This window comes from Enterobacter cloacae complex sp. P29RS (assembly GCF_014893445.1).
GTDB classification, from domain to species: Bacteria; Pseudomonadota; Gammaproteobacteria; order Enterobacterales; family Enterobacteriaceae; genus Enterobacter; species Enterobacter intestinihominis.
In genome coordinates this window covers 33,992-52,772 of sequence record NZ_JADBPZ010000009.1, presented here as the reverse complement: position 1 = coordinate 52,772, position 18,781 = coordinate 33,992, and the positions used below count along the sequence as shown (strand labels likewise).

The 18,781-nt window shown below is 56.5% G+C and carries 19 protein-coding genes; 13 read left to right on the top strand and 6 right to left on the bottom strand.

What is annotated here, in order from left to right:
* Positions 1-5 precede the first annotated feature (5 nt).
* The 3 genes from hslR to IM282_RS08740 form a co-directional block, all read right to left on the bottom strand.
* A complete protein-coding gene (gene hslR / locus IM282_RS08750; protein ID WP_003861618.1) occupies positions 6-407 on the bottom strand; it encodes a ribosome-associated heat shock protein Hsp15 in 402 nt (133 codons plus the stop codon).
* Entirely contained in the window at positions 404-1,087 is a 684-nt protein-coding gene (gene yrfG, locus IM282_RS08745; RefSeq protein WP_192970324.1) for a GMP/IMP nucleotidase, read from the bottom strand. The genes hslR and yrfG overlap by 4 nt, the downstream gene beginning before the upstream one ends.
* Positions 1,088-1,151: 64 nt before the next feature.
* Positions 1,152-3,290, bottom strand: coding sequence for an intracellular growth attenuator family protein (locus tag IM282_RS08740; protein WP_023298780.1), 2,139 nt, complete (start codon positions 3,288-3,290; stop codon positions 1,152-1,154).
* A 327-nt stretch (positions 3,291-3,617) separates the two neighbouring features.
* Here IM282_RS08740 and nudE point away from each other — a divergent pair, with 327 nt between their 5' ends.
* Positions 3,618-4,178 (top strand): ADP compounds hydrolase NudE, encoded by a 561-nt coding sequence (gene nudE, locus IM282_RS08735; RefSeq protein ID WP_003861622.1) that lies wholly within the window; start codon positions 3,618-3,620, stop codon positions 4,176-4,178.
* A 93-nt stretch (positions 4,179-4,271) separates the two neighbouring features.
* Here the strand turns inward: nudE and mrcA are convergent, their stop codons facing one another.
* The gene (gene mrcA, locus IM282_RS08730) at positions 4,272-6,824 is read right to left on the bottom strand and encodes a peptidoglycan glycosyltransferase/peptidoglycan DD-transpeptidase MrcA (RefSeq protein WP_045308980.1); all 2,553 of its coding nucleotides are present in this window, start codon (positions 6,822-6,824) and stop codon (positions 4,272-4,274) included.
* 120 nt (positions 6,825-6,944) lie between these two features.
* Here mrcA and IM282_RS08725 point away from each other — a divergent pair, with 120 nt between their 5' ends.
* From IM282_RS08725 to trpS, 12 genes are all read left to right on the top strand, one after another.
* The gene (locus IM282_RS08725; RefSeq protein WP_192970323.1) at positions 6,945-7,718 is read left to right on the top strand and encodes a DNA utilization protein HofM; all 774 of its coding nucleotides are present in this window, start codon (positions 6,945-6,947) and stop codon (positions 7,716-7,718) included.
* Positions 7,718-8,212: a PilN domain-containing protein gene (locus IM282_RS08720; RefSeq protein WP_023307110.1), complete on the top strand. Its 495-nt coding sequence runs from the start codon at positions 7,718-7,720 to the stop codon at positions 8,210-8,212. The genes IM282_RS08725 and IM282_RS08720 overlap by 1 nt, the downstream gene beginning before the upstream one ends.
* A gap of 3 nt (positions 8,213-8,215) precedes the next feature.
* Positions 8,216-8,668, top strand: a complete 453-nt coding sequence (locus tag IM282_RS08715; protein ID WP_022649624.1) for a hypothetical protein — start codon at positions 8,216-8,218, stop codon at positions 8,666-8,668.
* Positions 8,658-9,062, top strand: a complete 405-nt coding sequence (locus IM282_RS08710) for a HofP DNA utilization family protein (protein WP_032621951.1) — start codon at positions 8,658-8,660, stop codon at positions 9,060-9,062. The genes IM282_RS08715 and IM282_RS08710 overlap by 11 nt, the downstream gene beginning before the upstream one ends.
* On the top strand, positions 8,974-10,212 hold the full coding sequence (hofQ, locus tag IM282_RS08705; RefSeq protein WP_045308978.1) for a DNA uptake porin HofQ: 1,239 nt from the start codon (positions 8,974-8,976) through the stop codon (positions 10,210-10,212). The genes IM282_RS08710 and hofQ overlap by 89 nt, the downstream gene beginning before the upstream one ends.
* 286 nt (positions 10,213-10,498) lie before the next feature.
* A complete protein-coding gene (aroK, locus tag IM282_RS08700; RefSeq protein ID WP_003861630.1) occupies positions 10,499-11,020 on the top strand; it encodes a shikimate kinase AroK in 522 nt (173 codons plus the stop codon).
* Positions 11,021-11,077: 57 nt separating this feature from the next.
* Positions 11,078-12,166 carry a 3-dehydroquinate synthase gene (gene aroB / locus IM282_RS08695; RefSeq protein WP_022649622.1) on the top strand — a complete coding sequence of 363 codons (1,089 nt, stop codon included), beginning with the start codon at positions 11,078-11,080 and terminating at the stop codon, positions 12,164-12,166.
* Positions 12,167-12,258: 92 nt separating this feature from the next.
* On the top strand, positions 12,259-13,557 hold the full coding sequence (damX, locus tag IM282_RS08690; protein ID WP_022649621.1) for a cell division protein DamX: 1,299 nt from the start codon (positions 12,259-12,261) through the stop codon (positions 13,555-13,557).
* Positions 13,558-13,624: 67 nt separating this feature from the next.
* On the top strand, positions 13,625-14,437 hold the full coding sequence (gene dam, locus IM282_RS08685; RefSeq protein WP_003861633.1) for an adenine-specific DNA-methyltransferase: 813 nt from the start codon (positions 13,625-13,627) through the stop codon (positions 14,435-14,437).
* Between the two features lie 39 nt (positions 14,438-14,476).
* Positions 14,477-15,154 (top strand): ribulose-phosphate 3-epimerase, encoded by a 678-nt coding sequence (rpe, locus tag IM282_RS08680; protein WP_003861634.1) that lies wholly within the window; start codon positions 14,477-14,479, stop codon positions 15,152-15,154.
* Positions 15,147-15,908 carry a phosphoglycolate phosphatase gene (gene gph, locus IM282_RS08675; RefSeq protein ID WP_192970322.1) on the top strand — a complete coding sequence of 254 codons (762 nt, stop codon included), beginning with the start codon at positions 15,147-15,149 and terminating at the stop codon, positions 15,906-15,908. The genes rpe and gph overlap by 8 nt, the downstream gene beginning before the upstream one ends.
* Positions 15,901-16,905, top strand: coding sequence for a tryptophan--tRNA ligase (gene trpS, locus IM282_RS08670; RefSeq protein WP_192970321.1), 1,005 nt, complete (start codon positions 15,901-15,903; stop codon positions 16,903-16,905). Before gph ends, trpS begins: the two co-directional genes overlap by 8 nt.
* A 134-nt stretch (positions 16,906-17,039) precedes the next feature.
* Here the strand turns inward: trpS and IM282_RS08665 are convergent, their stop codons facing one another.
* A complete protein-coding gene (locus IM282_RS08665; protein WP_003861638.1) occupies positions 17,040-17,210 on the bottom strand; it encodes a YhfL family protein in 171 nt (56 codons plus the stop codon).
* A gap of 146 nt (positions 17,211-17,356) precedes the next feature.
* Positions 17,357-18,730, bottom strand: coding sequence for a siroheme synthase CysG (gene cysG, locus IM282_RS08660; RefSeq protein ID WP_192970320.1), 1,374 nt, complete (start codon positions 18,728-18,730; stop codon positions 17,357-17,359).
* Between the last annotated feature and the right edge of the window lie 51 nt (positions 18,731-18,781).

The following is an 18,781-nucleotide window of genomic DNA, read 5'->3' as shown; positions in this document are numbered from 1 at the left end:
GAGGGTTACTCGCTCTCACCGTGTTTAAATTTCATCAGATCGCGGCGCTCTTTTTTATCCGGTCGCCGGTCCGGGTGAGGCATCGTCAGCGCGTTCATTTTGCGCGCCAGCGCGGTTTTCTCGCGCTTCTCTATGCTTTCGGCCGTCTCTTCATACAGCAAAACGGCTTCGGTTGCGGGCCGCCGCTGTTCGGTAATGGCTTTCACCACCACCGTTTTCTCATCGTTGCCCTGGCGAAGCGTTAACGTGGCATTCAGTTCAACCAGCTTGCTCGGTTTGCTGCGCTGACCGTTGTAATGCACCTTTCCGCCGTCAACCATTTCACGGGCAAGGGCGCGCGTTTTGTAAAAACGGGCGGCCCACAGCCATTTATCCAGTCTTACCCCATCAGAGGGTTTTTCTTTCATGGCGTCTCCTTCACGGTGAGTGAGGGGATCATCCGGCGATAGTCGTTCAGCTCCGGATGTCGCAGATAGCTTTTTTCAGCCAGGCCGGAATCAGGATTGGTCACGCCCAGACAATAGCGAATGCCAAAAGCGGCCGCAGAATCCAGAATCGGCTCGCTGTCGTCAATGAACAGCGTGCGTTCCGGCTGTAAACCGGTCTCTTCCACCACGGCATGCCACAACCGCTGATCCTCTTTCGGATAACCAAATGTGTGGGTGGAAAGCAATAAATCAAGGTGCGAAGCAAGACCGGTATGTTCCAGCTTCACGGCCAGGTTATGGGGATGCGCATTTGTCAGCAAAATACGGCGCTTACCGCAGGCTTTCAGCGCGTCCAGGAACGGGACAGTATCTTCGCGCAGAACGGCGCGTGCGCCCTGGGCGGTGGTCATGGCACAAATATCCAGACCGAGTCGCTCGCTCCAGTAGTCAAGACAGTACCAGTTTAGCGTATGCTGCACCGCGCTATATTGCGAACGAATGAATTCCTGCGCTTCCGCCGGGGAGATCCCCTGCTGTTCACCGTACGTTTCCGGAACCAGCTTTTGCCAGAAATAGTTATCAAAGGCGAGATCAAGCAGCGTGCCGTCCATATCAAGCAGGACGGTATCGACCGCCTGCCAGTCGATATTAAGATGCATAAGGGGGAACTCCAGCCAGAAGAAACGTGCGCGACAGGGTAGCACAACTTGTCGCGCAGGGACGTTATCCGATCAGGCTCTCAGAAGAGGAGATCAGTTTCGGGTTTAGGCAATTTTCGTAGTAGGCCTGGATTTCTGCCAGTCGCGTGCGGGAGCGCTGATAGCGGCGTACGGCCTGATAACCGTTCCAGATAATACACGCCAGCATCGCAATCAGCAGCAGGGATGTCCCTACATAGCGCCACAGGCCAGCGCTATCAGGCATACGGTGCAGGCCAATATGACGCGTGCCGTTGGCATCGGTAAAGAGGGTAGTGACGATCCCTTCCGCGCTGAATGGCGTCTGCATCAGCATCTGCGCCAGACGCTGGAATTCGCTCCACTGCTCCTGGGCTGGATAGTCATACAGCGAAACCTGCGGATAGGGTTGATCCACCAGGTCGCTGCCTTCATCGCTGGCAATCACAAAACCGCCAGGCGCCGGGCTGTTAAGCGCCTGGGCGGCACGGGTGGTTTCACGCATCACGAAGGGGGCGGTAGAGGTCGCCACCAGGTTATCCAGCGACTCGGCGCTGACCGGACGCAAAAGCACATTCACACCATCGAGGCGTCCCGCTTCGGCGCGTTTCACCAGCGCGTCCCAGTCTTTGCTGTTGCCGAGGTTGACCAGCGCGTTCTTCAGCCGGATACAGTCATCCTGAGCTGAGCAGAGATCTTCTGTTTTCAGGACGATTTCGCCAAAGTCATCCAGCAGCACCATGCCGGACTTCTGAATGGCCGAACGCAGGGCAGGGCTGACGCGAGAATCATCATCCGGTTTTGGATGGAGCTGGCGATTAATCGTCTGGGTGAGCGCGGTGGCCTTATTGACCACATCCGATTCCGGAAGCGGCAGCGGAGAGGCGTCATTCCAGATGATCTGAGAGCAGTCGAACGGCGCGAACGGCGAGTTCTGGCGCGTGTTCCAGGCGCCCGGTGAGTGGATATTACACATCCCGGTGCCTTTCAGCCGCAACGTATCCCCCACGCGTACACCCGCTTCTTCGAGCTGCTGTACGCTGGTGGCTTCCACGGTTTGCGCCCCTTTGATCCATGACAGGGTAAATTTAATCGGCATATCCAGCGGCACGAAAAGCAGCAGCATGAGGAAGATTAACGCGGCGCCACCGGCAATCACCGCGCTGCGAAGCCAGTGCTGAAGCGGGAAGTTTTTTACTTCGTCGTGCAGGGATAAGTAACGTCCCTGGCGTACAACGTGGCGGTCGAGATAGATATCAATATCCGTTTTGTGGCCCAGGTCCTGCGCAATCCACGGCTGCCAGTGGCGCGGATAGATGAGATCGATGATCCCGAGCGAGATATTGTTGATATGTTCCTGATCGTTTTCGCCGAACAGTCCCCAGCGTTTTGGGGTTCCGCGCAGGCAGTGAATTTCGCGTAATGACGTTTTTGCCGGCGGGGCAAATATGCCCCACAGCCCGGCGGCCAGAAGCAGTACTGCGCCGCCCGCGAGCCACGGAACAAACACGTCCGGCGTCAGCAGGCAGATGAAAAAGAGCAGGAACGAGACGACAATCAGCACCGCTTCGCGAATACCATCCGGGCGGCTCAGGACGTACTCTTCATGCGTTTCCTGGCGGATGTTGAGCAGTTCAATCTGCTCTGTCTCTTCACCACGAATAGAGGCCTGCGTTCCGCTCGCGCGTTCCAGCGCAAAACGTGGCGCTTCCTGAACATATTCGCTCAGAGTATGACCATTAAGGGAGATAACCAGCGGCAGCGTATCGGTATGGATGAGCTCGACGCTGTTTTCGTCGTTGATATACTGCTCCCAGAAGGGAGGCAGGTGCACTTCAACAGAGTCGAGATAGTAACGCCATTTGTTGGGATCGTCGGTTGTGATGCCGTAGCGGGTAATAGAGCGCGTTACGCACAAAACGGTGTCGCTTTGTGCGTTAAGGTTGAGCGATACGGGGGCGGCGCTGGCGCCGGTAGGGCCAGGCGAAAGCCGGGATCGGTTCAGCGTGTCGAGATACTGCTCAACGGTGCTGCGTTCCTCTGGCGAAAGCTTGCGCGTGTTTGCCCCGGCAAACGCGTTCAAAAAGGGCAGCCGATAACGGCGATGTACGCGGCGCCTGAATACCCACACCGCAATCGACGCGCAGGCCAGCACAGCAGCGAGAAAAATCAAAATGGTGCTCATGCTTTCCCCATCTTACTTATCTTCTTACAGGTGTTGTCAGTCGCACCTTTTGTACAATGAATGAGATTCTGTGGTCGGCTATCGGCAAGTATGGAGTCTAACTTGAGCATGTTGACGCGCATCCCAGTGACCGGTAATGATAACAAAGCCTGTTCCGGCGCGATATCAGCAAATTCCTGGAAACTTTTCAACCTCTTGACATTTGTTTTGAAATGAGAATTGCCTACAGTTACGTTGCATAAATGTAAATAAAGAGCAATTGACATTGCCGAAACCGTGCGGCGTATCGCACAATAAAGCCAGTTCACCCAGCAAAGACCCGTCAAGATGACCAAACCCTTACAAAAGCCCACCATTCTGAATGTTGAAACCGTCGCAAAATCGCGTCTGTTTAATGTTGAAAGCGTGGATCTGGAGTTCAGCAACGGTGTGCGTCGTGTTTATGAGCGTATGCGCCCCTCCTCGCGTGAAGCGGTGATGATAGTGCCTATCGTCGACGAGCACCTGATCCTCATTCGTGAATACGCCGTGGGCACAGAATCCTACGAGCTGGGCTTCTCCAAAGGACTGATCGATCCGGGCGAAACGGTGTTTGAAGCGGCAAACCGGGAGCTGAAAGAAGAGGTCGGCTTTGGCGCGAAAGAGCTGACGTTCCTGAAAAAGCTGAGCATGGCGCCGTCCTATTTCTCCAGCAAAATGAACATTGTTGTCGCGGAAGATCTCTATCCTGAATCGCTGGAAGGAGACGAGCCGGAACCGCTGCCGCAGGTTCGCTGGCCGCTGGCCCACCTGATGGATTTGCTGGAAGATCCTGACTTTAACGAGGCACGCAACGTGAGCGCACTTTTCCTGGTGCGGGAGTGGCTGAAGGGGCAGGGGCGTTTGTAGCGCCACCCGTAAAAACGGCAACCGATGGTTGCCGTTTTGCATTACGCTGTAGGCCGGGACAGGCGTCGCCACCGCCCGGCTTTTTTGTTGGCGTCAGAACAGTTCGTGCGTTTCGCCGTTATCAATGATTTCGGTACCCACCTCATGCACCGCCTGCGTGGTTGGCTGCGTACCCTCGATGAAATACTCGGCACGGCTGTTGCCGCCATTCGCGAGCTGTCCGGTGCTGCGGTCAATATTGATCGTGACAATGCCCGGCGGAGGCGTTAGCGGCTGCTCCGGCACGCCCTCGAGAGCGGCCTTCATGTAAGCATCCCAGGCCGGTTGCGCACTCTTAGCCCCACCCTCGTAACCGGAAATCTGATCTTTAATTGCGCCAGAAGCGGTTGTGCGCCCCAGAGTGCGGCGGTGATCGTCAAAACCAATCCAGACCGAGGTGACAACGCCCGGGCCATAACCTGAGAACCAGGCATCTTTTGAGCTGTTGGTTGTGCCTGTTTTGCCGCCGATGTCGCGGCGCTGCAAATCGCGGCCCGCTCGCCAGCCGGTGCCTTGCCAGCCCGGTTCGCCAAAGATGTTGGTGTTCAGCGCGCTCTTAATCAGGAACGACAGCGGCGTGCTGATCACGTGTGGAGCATACTCCTGCGCGCCACTCTGGGCGACCAGCGCCTGATTGGCCTGTTCCAGCTGAGGCTGCGGCACCGCCAGATTCTGACGTTCCTGAGAGATGGCAACATCTTCCATATCCTTGTTTTCAAGGACATTGGATTTTGGCGTGTCGCCGTAAATCACCGGAATATCGCATTCAGGGCAGGCAATTTTCGGCTTCGCTTCAAACAGTACGCCGCCCTGATCGTTCTCGATTTTGCTGATGAAATACGGATCGACCAGGAAGCCGCCGTTTGCCATTACCGAGTAGCCACGTGCGACCTGGAGCGGCGTGAAGGACGCGGAGCCGAGCGCCAAAGATTCGGTATGAACGATGTTTTGCGCCGGGAAGCCGAAGCGTTGCAGATACTCTGCCGCATAATCAACGCCCATCGCACGCATCGCGCGAACCATGACCACGTTCTTCGACTGGCCAAGGCCCTGACGCAGACGGATAGGGCCAGCGTATTGCGCCGGAGAGTTCTTCGGCTGCCAGTCAGAGCCCGCACCGGCATCCCATCGGGAAATTGGCACGTCGTTGAGAATGCTGGCGAGCGTTAGCCCCTTGTCCATCGCCGCGGTATACAGGAACGGTTTGATGTTCGAACCGACCTGACGCAGCGCCTGGGTTGCGCGGTTAAATTTGCTCTGGTTGAAATCGAACCCGCCAACCAGCGCCATCACGGCACCGTTCTGCGGATTGATGGAGACCAGGGCAGAGTTGACGTCCGGCACCTGTGCCAGCCACCAGGCATCGCCTACCTGACGCACCCAGATTTGTTGTCCGGTTTGTACCACATCCGTCACTTTACGTGGAGTAGGCCCCTGAAGGGTGTCAGAACGGTACGGACGCGCCCAGCGGATACCCTCCATACGCAGCGAAACGGATGTACCATCGGCCATCATCGCCACCGCTTCCTGCGGATCGGCCTGGGTGACCACCGCCGGACGCAGCGGGCCATAGGTCGGCAGCGCTTTCAGGGAATCAGTAATTTTTTTGCTGTCCCATGCGCCTTCGCCCACTCTCCACAGCACGTTGGACGGGCCGCGATAGCCGTGACGCATATCGTAATCCATCACGTTATTACGCACCGCCTGCTGGGCAGCCTGCTGCACCTTGCGGGTCACGGTGGTGTAAACGCGATAGCCGTCTTCATATGCTTTGTCGCCGTAGCGGCGTACCATCTCCTGGCGAACCATTTCCGTCAGATACGGCGATGAGAAAGCAATTTCCGGTGCATGGTAATTGGCATCAATCACATCGCTGCGTGCCCGATCGTACTCATCCTGGCTGATGTAGCCTTCGCTCAACATACGCGATAGCACAACGTTACGGCGCGCGGTGGCGCGGTCCAGCGAGTAGAGCGGGTTAAACGTTGATGGCGCTTTTGGCAGGCCGGCAATGGTCGCCATTTCGCTCAGCGTGAGCTGATCGATCGACTTACCGAAATAGACCTGAGCCGCAGCCCCTACGCCATAGGCGCGGTAGCCCAGATAGATCTTGTTGAGGTAAAGCTCAAGGATCTCGTCTTTGCTCAGCAGTTGCTCAATGCGGATCGCGAGGAATACTTCTTTGATCTTACGTATCAGCGTCTTTTCCGGGCTGAGGAAGAAGTTACGCGCCAGCTGCTGGGTAATGGTACTTGCCCCCTGAGAGGCATGACCGGAGAACAGCGCCACGCTTGCCGCACGGAAAATACCGACCGGATCGACACCGTGGTGCTCGTAAAAACGGCTGTCCTCGGTGGCGATAAAAGCCTTCACCATCACGGGTGGAATTTGATTTAAGGTCAGTGGGATACGACGTTTCTCGCCGTATTGCGCCATCAGTTCACCATCGGCGCTATAGACCTGCATAGGGATCTGAAGCCGCACATCACGAAGTGTGGCGACATCAGGGAGTTGCGGCTCGACATATTTGTACAAACCAATAATCGAGCCTGCTCCCAGCAGAATGCAACAGACTGCAAGGATCAATAAATACTTTACGAACTTCACCGGAGATTTCCCATTTGGTTTAGCCTGGGCAGTTTCTAAACAATCGCGCGGTAGTATAAAGGCAAGCCTGATTCATTGATATAGCCGTCACTCCGACGGGCGATAAGGAGATCGTGAAGTATGGCTTTTAAAACGTGGCAAACAGGCGTTCATATTCAACAGGATAAGGTGATTGCCGTGGCGCTGACCAGAGAGCGGGCCGGCTGGCGTTTACGGCGCTGGTGGGCGGTGCCGCTGTCGGACGGGGTTATGGGTGAAGGCAAAATACTTAAGCCAGAACAACTGGTTAACGCATTACGTGGCTGGCGGAAAACATTGCCGCACTCGCATCGGGTATTTCTCTCATTTCCGGCAACGCGCGTTCTGCAACGCGCGTTGCCCCGTCCATCCGTTACCTTGCGTGACAGCGAACAGCTCACCTGGGTAGGCGCCGCATTAGCGCGTGAGCTGGAGATGCCTCCCGATACGCTCTGCTTTGACTACGCGCAGGATACGTTCAGCAACACTTTTCAGGTTACCGCCGCGCAAAACAGAGAGGTCGATACCCTGTTGTCGCTGGCGAAAGCGCTGCGTTTGCGCCTGGCCGCAATCGTCCCGGATGCCGGCGCACTGGCTAATCTTCTCTCTGCTGTTGCCCCCGTCCGGTGCGTAGCCTGGAGGGATAAACACCAGTGGCTGTGGGCGATGCGTCACCAGTGGGGGCGGCGCTACACCACAGAAGCGGCGACGGTGAATGAGCTGGCGGCGCTGCTTGCACTTTCTCCTTCTGATATCGCCGTGTTTGATGCTGCCCGCGATCCGTGGGAAGCGGTGACGCTGTGTCAGCCGCCGTTGCCAGAATGTGGTGCTGATTACACCGTCGCCCTGGCGCTGGCCATGAGCGAGGCGCCGTAATGAGCATGCCCAATCTTTTACCCTGGCGTCGGCAGCAACGTAATCAGCGCCTGCGTTTTTGGGGGCTGCTGTTTACCGCCTCATTGTTGGTGATGCTGGCGGGAGGCGTCAGCCTTCGGGCGACGCAGACTCTCGCGTCACAGGCGTTGCAGAGCGATCTGGCGGGAACGCGTGCGGTGCAGAAGGTATTGAAAGCCCGTCAGCCGCAGTCTGCGGGGCTGGAACCCCTTTCGCAGCCGCCTGAGACGGTGGCATGGCAACCCGCGCTTGAATCCCTTGCCAGTGCAATGCCCCGGCAGGCGTGGCTGACGGCGCTGCGTTATCAGCCACCCTCGCTGATCCTGACGGGCTATACCACCTCACTCCCGACGCTCTCCGCCATGACCGATGCGCTGAAAAGGGTGACGGGGTTTAACCCCGGACCGGCAGGCGAATTGCAACAGGATAGCCAGGGGCGATGGATGTTCTCTTTTCAACTGCATAGCCGGAGGTAGCCAGTGGGCATCTGGTATCAACGCTGGACAGATGCACGTCCTTCCCGGCGCGTCCTTTGCTGGTTGATCGCGTCGGGGATCGTTGCGTTTGCGATTTGGGGAGCGCTGCTCAGACCCGCTGCTCTGTGCTACGCCGATATTCAGGTGCAGGCCAGCAGTGCGAAGCGAATCAACGCCTCGCTGTGGCCGAAGGCCGGGCGGCGACCTGTGGTTACGCAAGTGAAGCCGGTGCAGCCCTTTTCTCCGCTGGCATTTCAGCGTGAGGACGCAAGGCTGGTGTACTGGAAACCGCAGCAGAGTGGGGGAGAGCTGGCGCTGGATGCTTTGTGGGGCGCAGTTCCGGCGCTCTTTTCCCGGCTGGCGCTTGAGAACGTGCGGGTGAGCGCGTTTTCCATCACCCCACAGGGAAAACAGCTACGCCTTAGCCTGCAACTGGAGATCGGTCATGCGCAGTAAAACCCGTTTGCTGATCCTGCTTTCTCCGCTTTTCCTGACCGGGATGCGGGATCCCTTCTCCGTGCCGGAAGAGCGTTGCGCAGCAGGGCAACTCAGCCAGTGGCGGTATCAGGGAGTAGTCAGCGGCAGCAGGGATATCGGCCTTATGCAGGACGGGCAGAACCGCTGGCACCGGGTAAAAACGCAGATGCGGTTACCGCCAGGCTGGCGGGTGAGTGCGATAGATACACAACAACTGACCGTTGATGTCGGCGAGATGTGCGAGCCGAAACGATGGACATGGCAGCGAGAAGGAACGAAAAAAAGTGAAGATATGGATAGGGCTGTTACTGGCGGCACTCAGCCAGCCCCTGTGGGCCGCGACGCCAAAACCGGTCACCCTGCTGGTGGATGATGTCCCGGTGGTGCAGGTATTACAGGCGATGGTAGCGCAGGAGGATCGCAATCTGGTGGTGTCGCCGGATGTCAGCGGTTCGCTTTCGCTGAATCTAACGCGGGTGCCCTGGAGGCAGGCGCTTCAGACGGTAGTGAACAGTGCCGGGCTGGTATTGCGGGAAGAGGGCGGCATTTTTTATGTGCATACGGCGGCCTGGCAGCGGGAGCAACAGACGCGTAAAGAGCAGGAGCGGGCCCAGCGTCTGCTCGACGCTCCGCTGCTCTCTCACAGCATTCCGTTTGCTTATGCGGATGCGGCCGAATTGCAAAAAGCGGCGGAAAAGCTCTTAAGCCCGAAAGGCAGTCTCTCCGTCGACAAGCGCACCAACCGTCTCCTGGTCAGGGATAACAAGTCGGTGGTGGATATGCTCCAGCGCTGGGCAGCGCAGATGGATCTGCCCGTCGAGCAGGTAGAACTGGCGGCGCAGATTGTGACCATTAGTGAAAAAAGCCTGCGTGAACTGGGGGTGAAATGGAACCTCGCTGACGCAACGGAGGCCGGTAAGGTGGGTCAGGTCACGACGTTGGGCGCTGACCTGTCGGTGGCCAGTGCAACCACACACGTTGGGTTTAATATCGGGCGCATCAACGGCAGGATGCTGGATCTTGAGTTGTCGGCGCTTGAGCAAAAGCAGCAGGTGGATATCATCGCCAGCCCGCGGCTACTGGCGTCGCACATGCAGCCGGCCAGCATCAAGCAGGGCAGCGAAATCCCGTATCAGGTTTCCAGCGGCGAAAGCGGGGCGACCTCCGTTGAGTTTAAAGAGGCGGTATTAGGCATGGAGGTCACGCCGGTGGTGCTCCCGGGCGGCCGCGTTCGTCTGAAGCTGCATATCAGTGAAAATATGCCTGGCCAGGTGCTGCAACAGGCGGACGGCGAAACGCTGGCGATTGATAAGCAGGAGATCGAAACGCAGGTAGAGGTAAAAAGTGGGGAAACGCTCGCGCTGGGCGGGATCTTTTCGCAAAAGAATAAAACCGGACGCGACAGCGTGCCCGTGCTGGGCAACATTCCGTGGCTGGGTCAGTTGTTCCGCCATGACGGAAAAGATAACGAACGGCGCGAGTTAGTGGTGTTTATCACGCCACGTCTGGTCAGTATTCATTAATGGGTAACGATCCCCGCAATGATTTTGCATTCAGTTTGTTGCAGATGTTTGACGTGGGGCATGAATTAGCATACAAGGAGTACCGATTTGAGTTGGACTTACGTCTTATTTCCTTATGCGCCGGGAACGGTGATTTAATCAGTTGCCAAACAAGCCGGAGTATTGAGATAATTTTTCGTCTGACTCTCGCTCTATTGCAAATGAGGTTTCAGTTCATGTCCTGCTACGCCGGGTGTCTGCGCAGCGGGGATTACCATTAACGAATAGTCTTAGTAGTACCGAAAAAATGGCAGAGAAACGCAATATCTTTCTGGTTGGGCCTATGGGTGCCGGCAAAAGCACTATTGGGCGTCAGTTAGCTCAACAACTCAATATGGAATTTTACGATTCTGATCAAGAGATTGAGAAACGAACCGGAGCGGATGTGGGCTGGGTCTTCGACGTAGAAGGCGAAGAAGGTTTCCGTGACCGAGAAGAAAAAGTGATCAACGAACTCACGGAAAAACAGGGCATTGTGCTGGCAACAGGCGGCGGCTCTGTAAAATCTCGCGAAACCCGCAACCGTCTCTCCGCCCGTGGCGTAGTGGTCTATCTTGAGACGACCATCGAAAAACAGCTGGCACGCACGCAGCGTGATAAAAAGCGCCCGTTGTTGCAGGTTGAAACACCGCCACGTGAAGTTCTGGAAGCTTTGGCCGATGAACGCAATCCTCTGTACGAAGAGATTGCTGATGTGACCATTCGTACTGACGATCAAAGCGCTAAAGTGGTTGCAAACCAGATTATTCATATGCTGGAAAGCAACTGATTCTGGCTTTATATACACTCGCCTGCGGGTAAAAGCATTTAAGGTGGATGTCGCGTCATGGAGAGGATTACAGTTACTCTCGGGGAACGTAGTTACCCTATCACCATCGCGGCTGGTTTGTTTAACGATCCAGCTTCCTTCTTACCACTGAAAGCGGGTGATCAGGCGATGCTGGTCACCAACGAGACGCTGGCTCCGCTTTATCTCGACCGTGTACGCCACCTGCTTGAGCAGGCGGGCGTGAAGGTCGACAGTGTGATTCTGCCCGATGGCGAGCAGTACAAAAGCCTGACGGTACTGGATACCGTCTTTACCGCACTTCTGCAAAAACCGCACGGTCGTGATACAACACTGCTTGCCCTGGGCGGCGGCGTTGTGGGCGATCTGACCGGTTTTGCAGCCGCCAGCTACCAGCGCGGTGTGCGCTTTATTCAAATTCCAACCACGTTGCTCTCACAGGTCGATTCTTCTGTGGGCGGTAAAACGGCGGTTAACCATCCGCTCGGCAAAAACATGATTGGCGCGTTCTACCAGCCTGCATCGGTGGTGGTGGATCTCGACTGTCTGCAAACCTTGCCAGCGCGCGAACTGGCGTCCGGCCTTGCAGAAGTGATCAAATACGGCATTATTCTTGACGGTGAGTTCTTCACCTGGCTGGAAGAGAATATGGATGCGCTGCTGCGCCTCGATGGGCAGGCAATGGCCTACTGTATTCGCCGGTGCTGTGAGCTGAAAGCAGAAGTCGTTGCCGCAGATGAGCGTGAAACCGGCTTACGTGCTTTACTGAATCTGGGGCATACGTTTGGTCATGCGATCGAAGCCGAAATGGGCTACGGTAACTGGCTTCACGGTGAAGCTGTCGCTGCCGGAATGGTCATGGCGGCCCGTGCCTCTGAACGTCTGGGGCAGTTCAGGCCGGAAGAGACAGCACGTATCATCACGTTGCTTAAACGTGCTGGCTTGCCGGTGAGTGGTCCGCAGGAAATGTCTGCGCAAGCGTACCTTCCCCACATGATGCGCGATAAAAAAGTATTGGCAGGTGAGATGCGTCTGGTACTCCCGCTTGCAATAGGGAAAAGTGAAGTGCGCGGCGGAGTGCCGCACGAAGTCGTACTTGGCGCTATTGCTGATTGTCAGCAGGCGTAACAACTAGAAAGGTCAGGCTGCTGTAACAGGTGGTCGTTTTAGCTTCAGGTAAATGCAGAGTCGTTGGCAGAAGCCTTTGAGTGGGGTGTTAAATGGATGAATTCAAACCAGAAGACGAGCTGAAACCCGATCCCAGCGATCGTCGTACTGGTCGTTCTCGTCAATCTTCAGAACGTGATAACGAGCCGCAGATCAACTTTGACGATGTCGATCTGGATGCAGACGATCGTCGCCCTTCGCGTAGCCGTAACGCGCGAAATGAGCGTGAAGACGAGGAGTATGAATCCGAAGAAGAGTTAATGGATGAACAGCCTGTTGAACGTCGTCCGCGCAAACGTAAAAAAGCGGTAGCGGCAAAACCGGCCTCCCGTCAGTACATCATGATGGGCCTTGGCGTTCTGGTTCTGGTATTGCTGATTGTCGGCATTGGTTCCGCGCTAAAAGCACCTTCTACCCATTCTACCGAGCAGACAGCGTCTGCCGAGAAGAGCATCGACCTGTCTGGTAACGATGCGAGCAACCAGGCGAATGGCGCTCAGCCAGCGCCGGGCACCACTTCCGCAGAGCAGACCGCAGGTAACACCAGCGCCGGTCAGGATATCTCTCTGCCGCCCGTCTCTGCGACCCCAACTCAGGGCCAGGCGCCTGTTACGCCGGAGGGCCAGCAGCGTGTTGAAGTTCAGGGCGATCTGAATAACGCGCTGACGCAGCCGCAGAATCAGGAGCAGGTTAACGCTGCCGTGGTGAACTCCACGCTGCCTACTGAACCTGCCACCGTTGCGCCAGTTCATGGCAGCAATGCCCAGCAGCAAACGGCGGCAACGGAAACCAAACCGCGCCATACCCAGACTGCGCCGCGTCAGGAGCGTAAGCAGGCTGTGATTGAGCCGAAGCGTGAGACGAAACCGCAGACCGTGGCAAAAGCGCCAGAAACGAAAGCGCCAGCGCAGACAAAACCTGCGGTGAGCCAACCGGTTAAAGCGCCAACGCCTGCGGCAACCGCTGCACCTAAAGCAACGGCGACCACAACCGCGCCTGCTGCAACTGCGGCACCGGCTGCTACGCCAACCGCTAGCGCATCCAGCACCGCGGCAGGTAAAACGACGGGTAACGTGGGTTCTCTGAAATCCGCATCATCCAGCAACTACACGTTGCAGCTGAGCAGTTCGTCTAACTACGACAACCTCAACGCCTGGGCGAAGAAATCGAATCTGAAAAACTATGTGGTTTATCAGACGACCCGTAACGGACAGCCTTGGTACGTTCTGGTAAGCGGAGTTTATGCCTCAAAAGATGAAGCAAAACGAGCCGTCTCCACGCTGCCTGCCGATGTGCAGGCGAAAAACCCGTGGGCGAAGCCAATTCATCAGGTGCAGGCCGATCTGAAGTAATGTTTAAAGCGCAGGATGCTGTCGGAGCTTTCTCCACAGCCGGAGAAGGTGTAATCAGTTAGTCAGCATGAAAAAAAATCGCGCTTTTCTTAAATGGGCAGGGGGGAAATACCCCCTGCTCGACGATATTAAAAAGCACCTGCCGAAAGGCGAGTGTCTTATCGAGCCCTTCGTGGGTGCTGGATCGGTGTTCCTGAATACCGATTTTTCTCGTTATATCCTGGCGGATATCAACAGCGACCTTATCAGCCTCTATAACATCGTCAAACTGCGTACCGATGAGTATGTGGAAGAGGCGCGGAAGCTGTTTACGCCAGAGAACAACAACCCGGACGTCTACTATCAGTTCCGCGCTGAGTTTAATCAAAGCCAGGATCCGTTCCGTCGCGCGCTGTTGTTTCTTTATCTCAACCGCCATGGTTACAACGGTCTGTGCCGGTATAATCTGCGTGGCGAGTTTAACGTGCCGTTTGGCCGCTATAAGCGTCCCTACTTCCCACAGGACGAGCTGTATCACTTTGCTGAAAAAGCGCAGAATGCCGAGTTCTACTGTCTCTCCTATGAAGAGTGCATGGAGCTGGCGGGCGTAAACTCGGTGGTCTACTGCGACCCGCCTTACGCGCCGCTGTCTGCCACGGCAAATTTCACCGCCTACCACACCAACAGCTTCAGCCCGGCCGAGCAGGCGCGTCTGGCTGAGATGGCGGAAAAGCTGGTCAGCAAAAGAATTCCGGTGTTAATTTCGAATCACGACACGCCTGATACGCGCGAATGGTACAAAGCCGCGAAGCATTTTCAGGTAAAAGTGCGGCGGAGCATTAGTAGCAATGGCGGCACACGTAAAAAGGTGGACGAACTTCTGGCGCTTTATCGACCCTGAGCCTTTGCCCGCCGGTAAACACATTTCAAGGAGATGCGGATGAAACAGTTTTTGATTGCCCCCTCAATTCTGTCGGCCGATTTTGCCCGCCTGGGTGAAGACACTGCCAAAGCTCTCGCGGCTGGCGCGGATGTCGTCCATTTCGACGTTATGGATAACCACTACGTTCCCAACCTGACCATCGGTCCTATGGTGCTTAAAGCGCTGCGTAACTACGGGATCACCGCGCCCATTGACGTGCATCTGATGGTGAAACCGGTTGACCGCATCGTGCCTGATTTCGCCGCGGCGGGTGCCAGCATCATCACTTTCCACCCGGAAGCCTCCGAACACGTTGACCGCACGCTACAGCTGATCAAAGAGAACGGCTGTAAGGCGGGGCTGGTCTTTAACCCGGCGACCCCGCTGAGCTATCTCGACTACGTGATGGACAAGCTGGACGTAATTCTGCTGATGTCCGTCAACCCGGGCTTTGGCGGCCAGTCGTTTATTCCTCAGACGCTCGACAAGCTGCGTGAAGTGCGCCGCCGCATTGATGAGTCTGGCTATGATATTCGTCTGGAAGTGGACGGCGGCGTGAAGGTCAATAACATCGGTGAGATTGCGGCGGCAGGGGCGGATATGTTCGTCGCAGGCTCCGCCATCTTCGATCAACCGGATTACAAAAAAGTCATTGATGAAATGCGCCGTGAACTGGCGAAGGTAAGTCATGGATAAATTGCAGGCTATTCGGGGTGTAGCATTTGACCTCGACGGCACGCTGGTCGACAGCGCGCCAGGATTAACCCGCGCCGTCGATCAGGCGCTGTATGCCCTTGAACTCCCCGTTGCGGGCGAAGAGCGCGTCGTGAGGTGGATTGGTAACGGTGCAGACGTGCTGATGGAGCGCGCGCTGACCTGGGCTCGTCAGGAACGTGCCTCTCAGCGTTCCGCGCAAGGGAAACCGAGTGTTGACCACGCGGATATTCCCCAGGATGAGCAGCAGCGTATTCTGCGCAAACTGTTCGACCGTTTCTACGAAGAGACCGTCGAAGAGGGCAGCTTCCTGTTCCCGGATGTCGCTGAAACGCTGAGCGCGCTACATGCGAAAGGCATCCCGCTGGGGCTGGTGACCAACAAGCCAACACCGTTCGTTGCGCCTCTGCTGGAAGCGCTGGATATCGCGAAATACTTCTCCGTAATTGTGGGCGGCGATGACGTGCAGAATAAAAAGCCGCATCCGGAACCGCTATTGCTGGTGGCAGGAAAATTATCCTTAGCGCCTGCGGAGCTGCTCTTTGTCGGGGATTCCCGCAATGATATTCTGGCCGCCAGAGCGGCAGGTTGCCCGTCTGTTGGGTTGACCTACGGCTACAACTACGGTGAAGCCATTACGCTGAGTGAGCCGGACGTTGTGTTCGACCACTTCAATGATTTGTTGCCCGCACTCGGGCTCTCGCACAGTGAACATCAGGAATTGAATAATGACTAAGCCCATCGTTTTTAGTGGCGCACAGCCTTCAGGTGAACTGACCATTGGTAACTACATGGGTGCGTTACGTCAGTGGGTGAGCATGCAGGATGACTACCACTGCATTTACTGCATCGTGGATTTGCATGCTATCACCGCGCGTCAGGATCCCGAGAAGCTGCGCAAGGCGACGCTCGATACGCTGTCGCTGTACCTGGCGTGCGGTATCGATCCCGAGAAGAGCACCATTTTTGTTCAGTCTCACGTGCCAGAGCACGCGCAGCTGGGCTGGGCGCTGAACTGCTACACCTATTTCGGCGAGCTGAGCCGCATGACCCAGTTCAAGGATAAATCTGCGCGCTACTCTGAAAACATCAACGCCGGTCTGTTTGATTATCCGGTGCTGATGGCGGCAGATATTCTGCTGTACCAGACCAACCAGGTACCAGTGGGCGAAGATCAGAAGCAGCACCTGGAGCTGAGCCGCGATATCGCCCAGCGCTTCAATGCGCTTTACGGCGACGTGTTCAAAGTGCCTGAGCCGTTTATTCCGAAATCCGGCGCGCGCGTGATGTCGCTGCTGGAGCCGACCAAAAAGATGTCCAAGTCTGACGATAACCGCAACAACGTTATCGGCCTGCTGGAAGATCCGAAATCGGTGGTGAAAAAGCTCAAGCGTGCGGTGACCGACTCCGACGAGCCGCCAGTGGTGCGCTACGACGTGCAGAACAAAGCGGGCGTATCCAACCTGCTGGACATTCTCTCCGGTGTGACCGGACAGAGCATCCCTGAGCTGGAAAAACACTTTGAAGGCAAGATGTACGGCCACCTGAAAGGTGAAGTGGCAGACGCCGTTTCCGGCATGCTGACCGAGTTGCAGGAGCGCTATCACCGTTACCGTAACGACGAAGTTTTCCTGCAAAAAGTGATGAAAGAGGGCGCGGAAAAAGCCAGCGCGCGCGCCTCCGAAACCCTGAAAGCGGTGTACGAGGCGATTGGGTTTGTGGCGAAACCTTAAGCCGCTTTGCCGGGTGGCGCTTACGCTTACCCGGCCTACGGGACCGTGTAGGTCGGGTAAGGCGGAGCCGCCACCCGACAAAACTGACGAAAAAAAACCGGGAAATCCCCGGTTTTTTTACGCCTGAAAAACGCTTACTGCTGTGCCGCCGGGCCGCAACCGCCGATGATCTTCGAAATGGAGATTGCCGGATGCAGCAGGTAATCGTAGCTGCAATTATTTTTAGTATTTTGAACGTGACCGGTGCAGGCCGTCAGAGTTGTTAACAGGCCGACCAGTACGGCAGCTTTTGCCAGTTTGAACATACGCATTCCTTGTCAATAAAATCAAAAAATTGGATGTAACACGAGGGAATAAATGGAAAAGTTCCATTACGCGGGCGGTATGTTATCGACTGAGGTAAGAAGGGAGTAGTCCGCTTCAAGACTACTCCCGGGAGAGAGATTGTGCGTTAGTGGCTGGAGAACCAGTTCAGTTTTTCACGCAGTGCTACCACGCGGCCCACCACGATCAGCGCCGGGCTTTCAACCTGCTGCGCCAGCTCGCCCAGCTGCGTCAGTACGCCATCGACCACGCGCTGCGTAATGGCGGTACCGTTTTCTACCAGCGCGACCGGCATATCTGCTTCCATGCCGTGCTCCAGCAGTTTCGCCTGAATCGTGGCTGCCTGATTTAGCCCCATGTAGAAGACCAGAGTCTGCTTTTCAGCGGCCAGATTATGCCAGTCCAGTTCGCTGCCGGTTTTCAGGTGGCCCGTCACCAGGCGCACGCTCTGGGCATAGTCGCGATGGGTTAACGGAATGCCGGAATAGGCAGAACAGCCGGATGCCGCCGTAATGCCCGGCACCACGGAGAACGGAATGCCCGCGTTGCAGAGAGTTTCCAGCTCCTCGCCGCCGCGACCAAAGATAAACGGATCGCCCCCTTTCAGACGCACCACGCGCTTACCTTTTTGCGCTTCCCGCAGCAGGATCTGGTTGATCTCCTCCTGCGGTACGCAGTGATAACCTGCCCGTTTGCCGACGAACACGCGGTCAGCATCGCGGCGCACCAGATTCATGATGTCATCAGAGACCAGACGGTCATACACCACGATGTCCGCCTGCTGGATCTGCTGGAGACCCTTCAGCGTCAGCAAGCCCGCATCGCCGGGACCTGCGCCCACCAGTACCACTTCACCGCGATGATCCAGCGGTTCAGAGAGGAGTTGCTCGGTCGTCTCATCAACCGCTTTGGCGTCCTGATTGGCCAGCGACTGCGCCAGCCTGTCGTTGACAAAGAACTTCTCCCAGAAGCGACGGCGTTCGCCCACGGTTGCGAAGGTTTGCTTCACGCGGGAACGCAGCTGCCCGGCATAATGGGCAATCTGACCAAGGTGTTGAGGCAGCACGGCTTCCAGTTTTTCCCGCAGCAGACGGGCAAGAACGGGCGAGCGGCCACCGGACGACACCGCAATCATCAGCGGCGAGCGGTCGATAATGGATGGCATGATAAAGCTCGCCTCTTTCGGCGCATCCACCACGTTACAGAAGATGCGGCGCGCTTCGCAGGCGTCGCTGACGCGCTGGTTAACGTCATCGTTATCCGTTGCGGCGATGGTCAGCCAGCAAGTATCCAGCAGGGATTCATCAAATTCGCCCTGCACCTGCGTGAGCATCCCTTCCTGCGCCCAGACGTCAAACTGTGGGGTGAAGGTGAGGGCGTTAACGGTCAGTCGGGCGCCCGCCTCTAACAGCAGGCGCGCCTTGCGTTCAGCCACATCGCCGCCGCCCACGAGCAGGCAGTCGCGGTTGCGTAATTGACAAAAAATCGGCAGGTGATCCACGACGTTACCTCACAGCATTCATGGCGGGGGAAGAATTGACGTCAGGATAAC

Coding starts and splice junctions, on each gene's coding strand:
- dam (WP_003861633.1), top strand. CDS start 13,625: ATGAAAAAAAATCGCGCTTTTCTTAAATGGGCAGGGGGGAAATACCCC.
- aroB (WP_022649622.1), top strand. CDS start 11,078: ATGGAGAGGATTACAGTTACTCTCGGGGAACGTAGTTACCCTATCACC.
- gph (WP_192970322.1), top strand. CDS start 15,147: ATGGATAAATTGCAGGCTATTCGGGGTGTAGCATTTGACCTCGACGGC.
- yrfG (WP_192970324.1), bottom strand. CDS start 1,087: ATGCATCTTAATATCGACTGGCAGGCGGTCGATACCGTCCTGCTTGAT.
- trpS (WP_192970321.1), top strand. CDS start 15,901: ATGACTAAGCCCATCGTTTTTAGTGGCGCACAGCCTTCAGGTGAACTG.
- hslR (WP_003861618.1), bottom strand. CDS start 407: ATGAAAGAAAAACCCTCTGATGGGGTAAGACTGGATAAATGGCTGTGG.
- rpe (WP_003861634.1), top strand. CDS start 14,477: ATGAAACAGTTTTTGATTGCCCCCTCAATTCTGTCGGCCGATTTTGCC.
- aroK (WP_003861630.1), top strand. CDS start 10,499: ATGGCAGAGAAACGCAATATCTTTCTGGTTGGGCCTATGGGTGCCGGC.
- IM282_RS08665 (WP_003861638.1), bottom strand. CDS start 17,210: ATGTTCAAACTGGCAAAAGCTGCCGTACTGGTCGGCCTGTTAACAACT.
- nudE (WP_003861622.1), top strand. CDS start 3,618: ATGACCAAACCCTTACAAAAGCCCACCATTCTGAATGTTGAAACCGTC.
- IM282_RS08740 (WP_023298780.1), bottom strand. CDS start 3,290: ATGAGCACCATTTTGATTTTTCTCGCTGCTGTGCTGGCCTGCGCGTCG.
- damX (WP_022649621.1), top strand. CDS start 12,259: ATGGATGAATTCAAACCAGAAGACGAGCTGAAACCCGATCCCAGCGAT.
- IM282_RS08725 (WP_192970323.1), top strand. CDS start 6,945: ATGGCTTTTAAAACGTGGCAAACAGGCGTTCATATTCAACAGGATAAG.
- IM282_RS08720 (WP_023307110.1), top strand. CDS start 7,718: ATGAGCATGCCCAATCTTTTACCCTGGCGTCGGCAGCAACGTAATCAG.
- IM282_RS08710 (WP_032621951.1), top strand. CDS start 8,658: ATGCGCAGTAAAACCCGTTTGCTGATCCTGCTTTCTCCGCTTTTCCTG.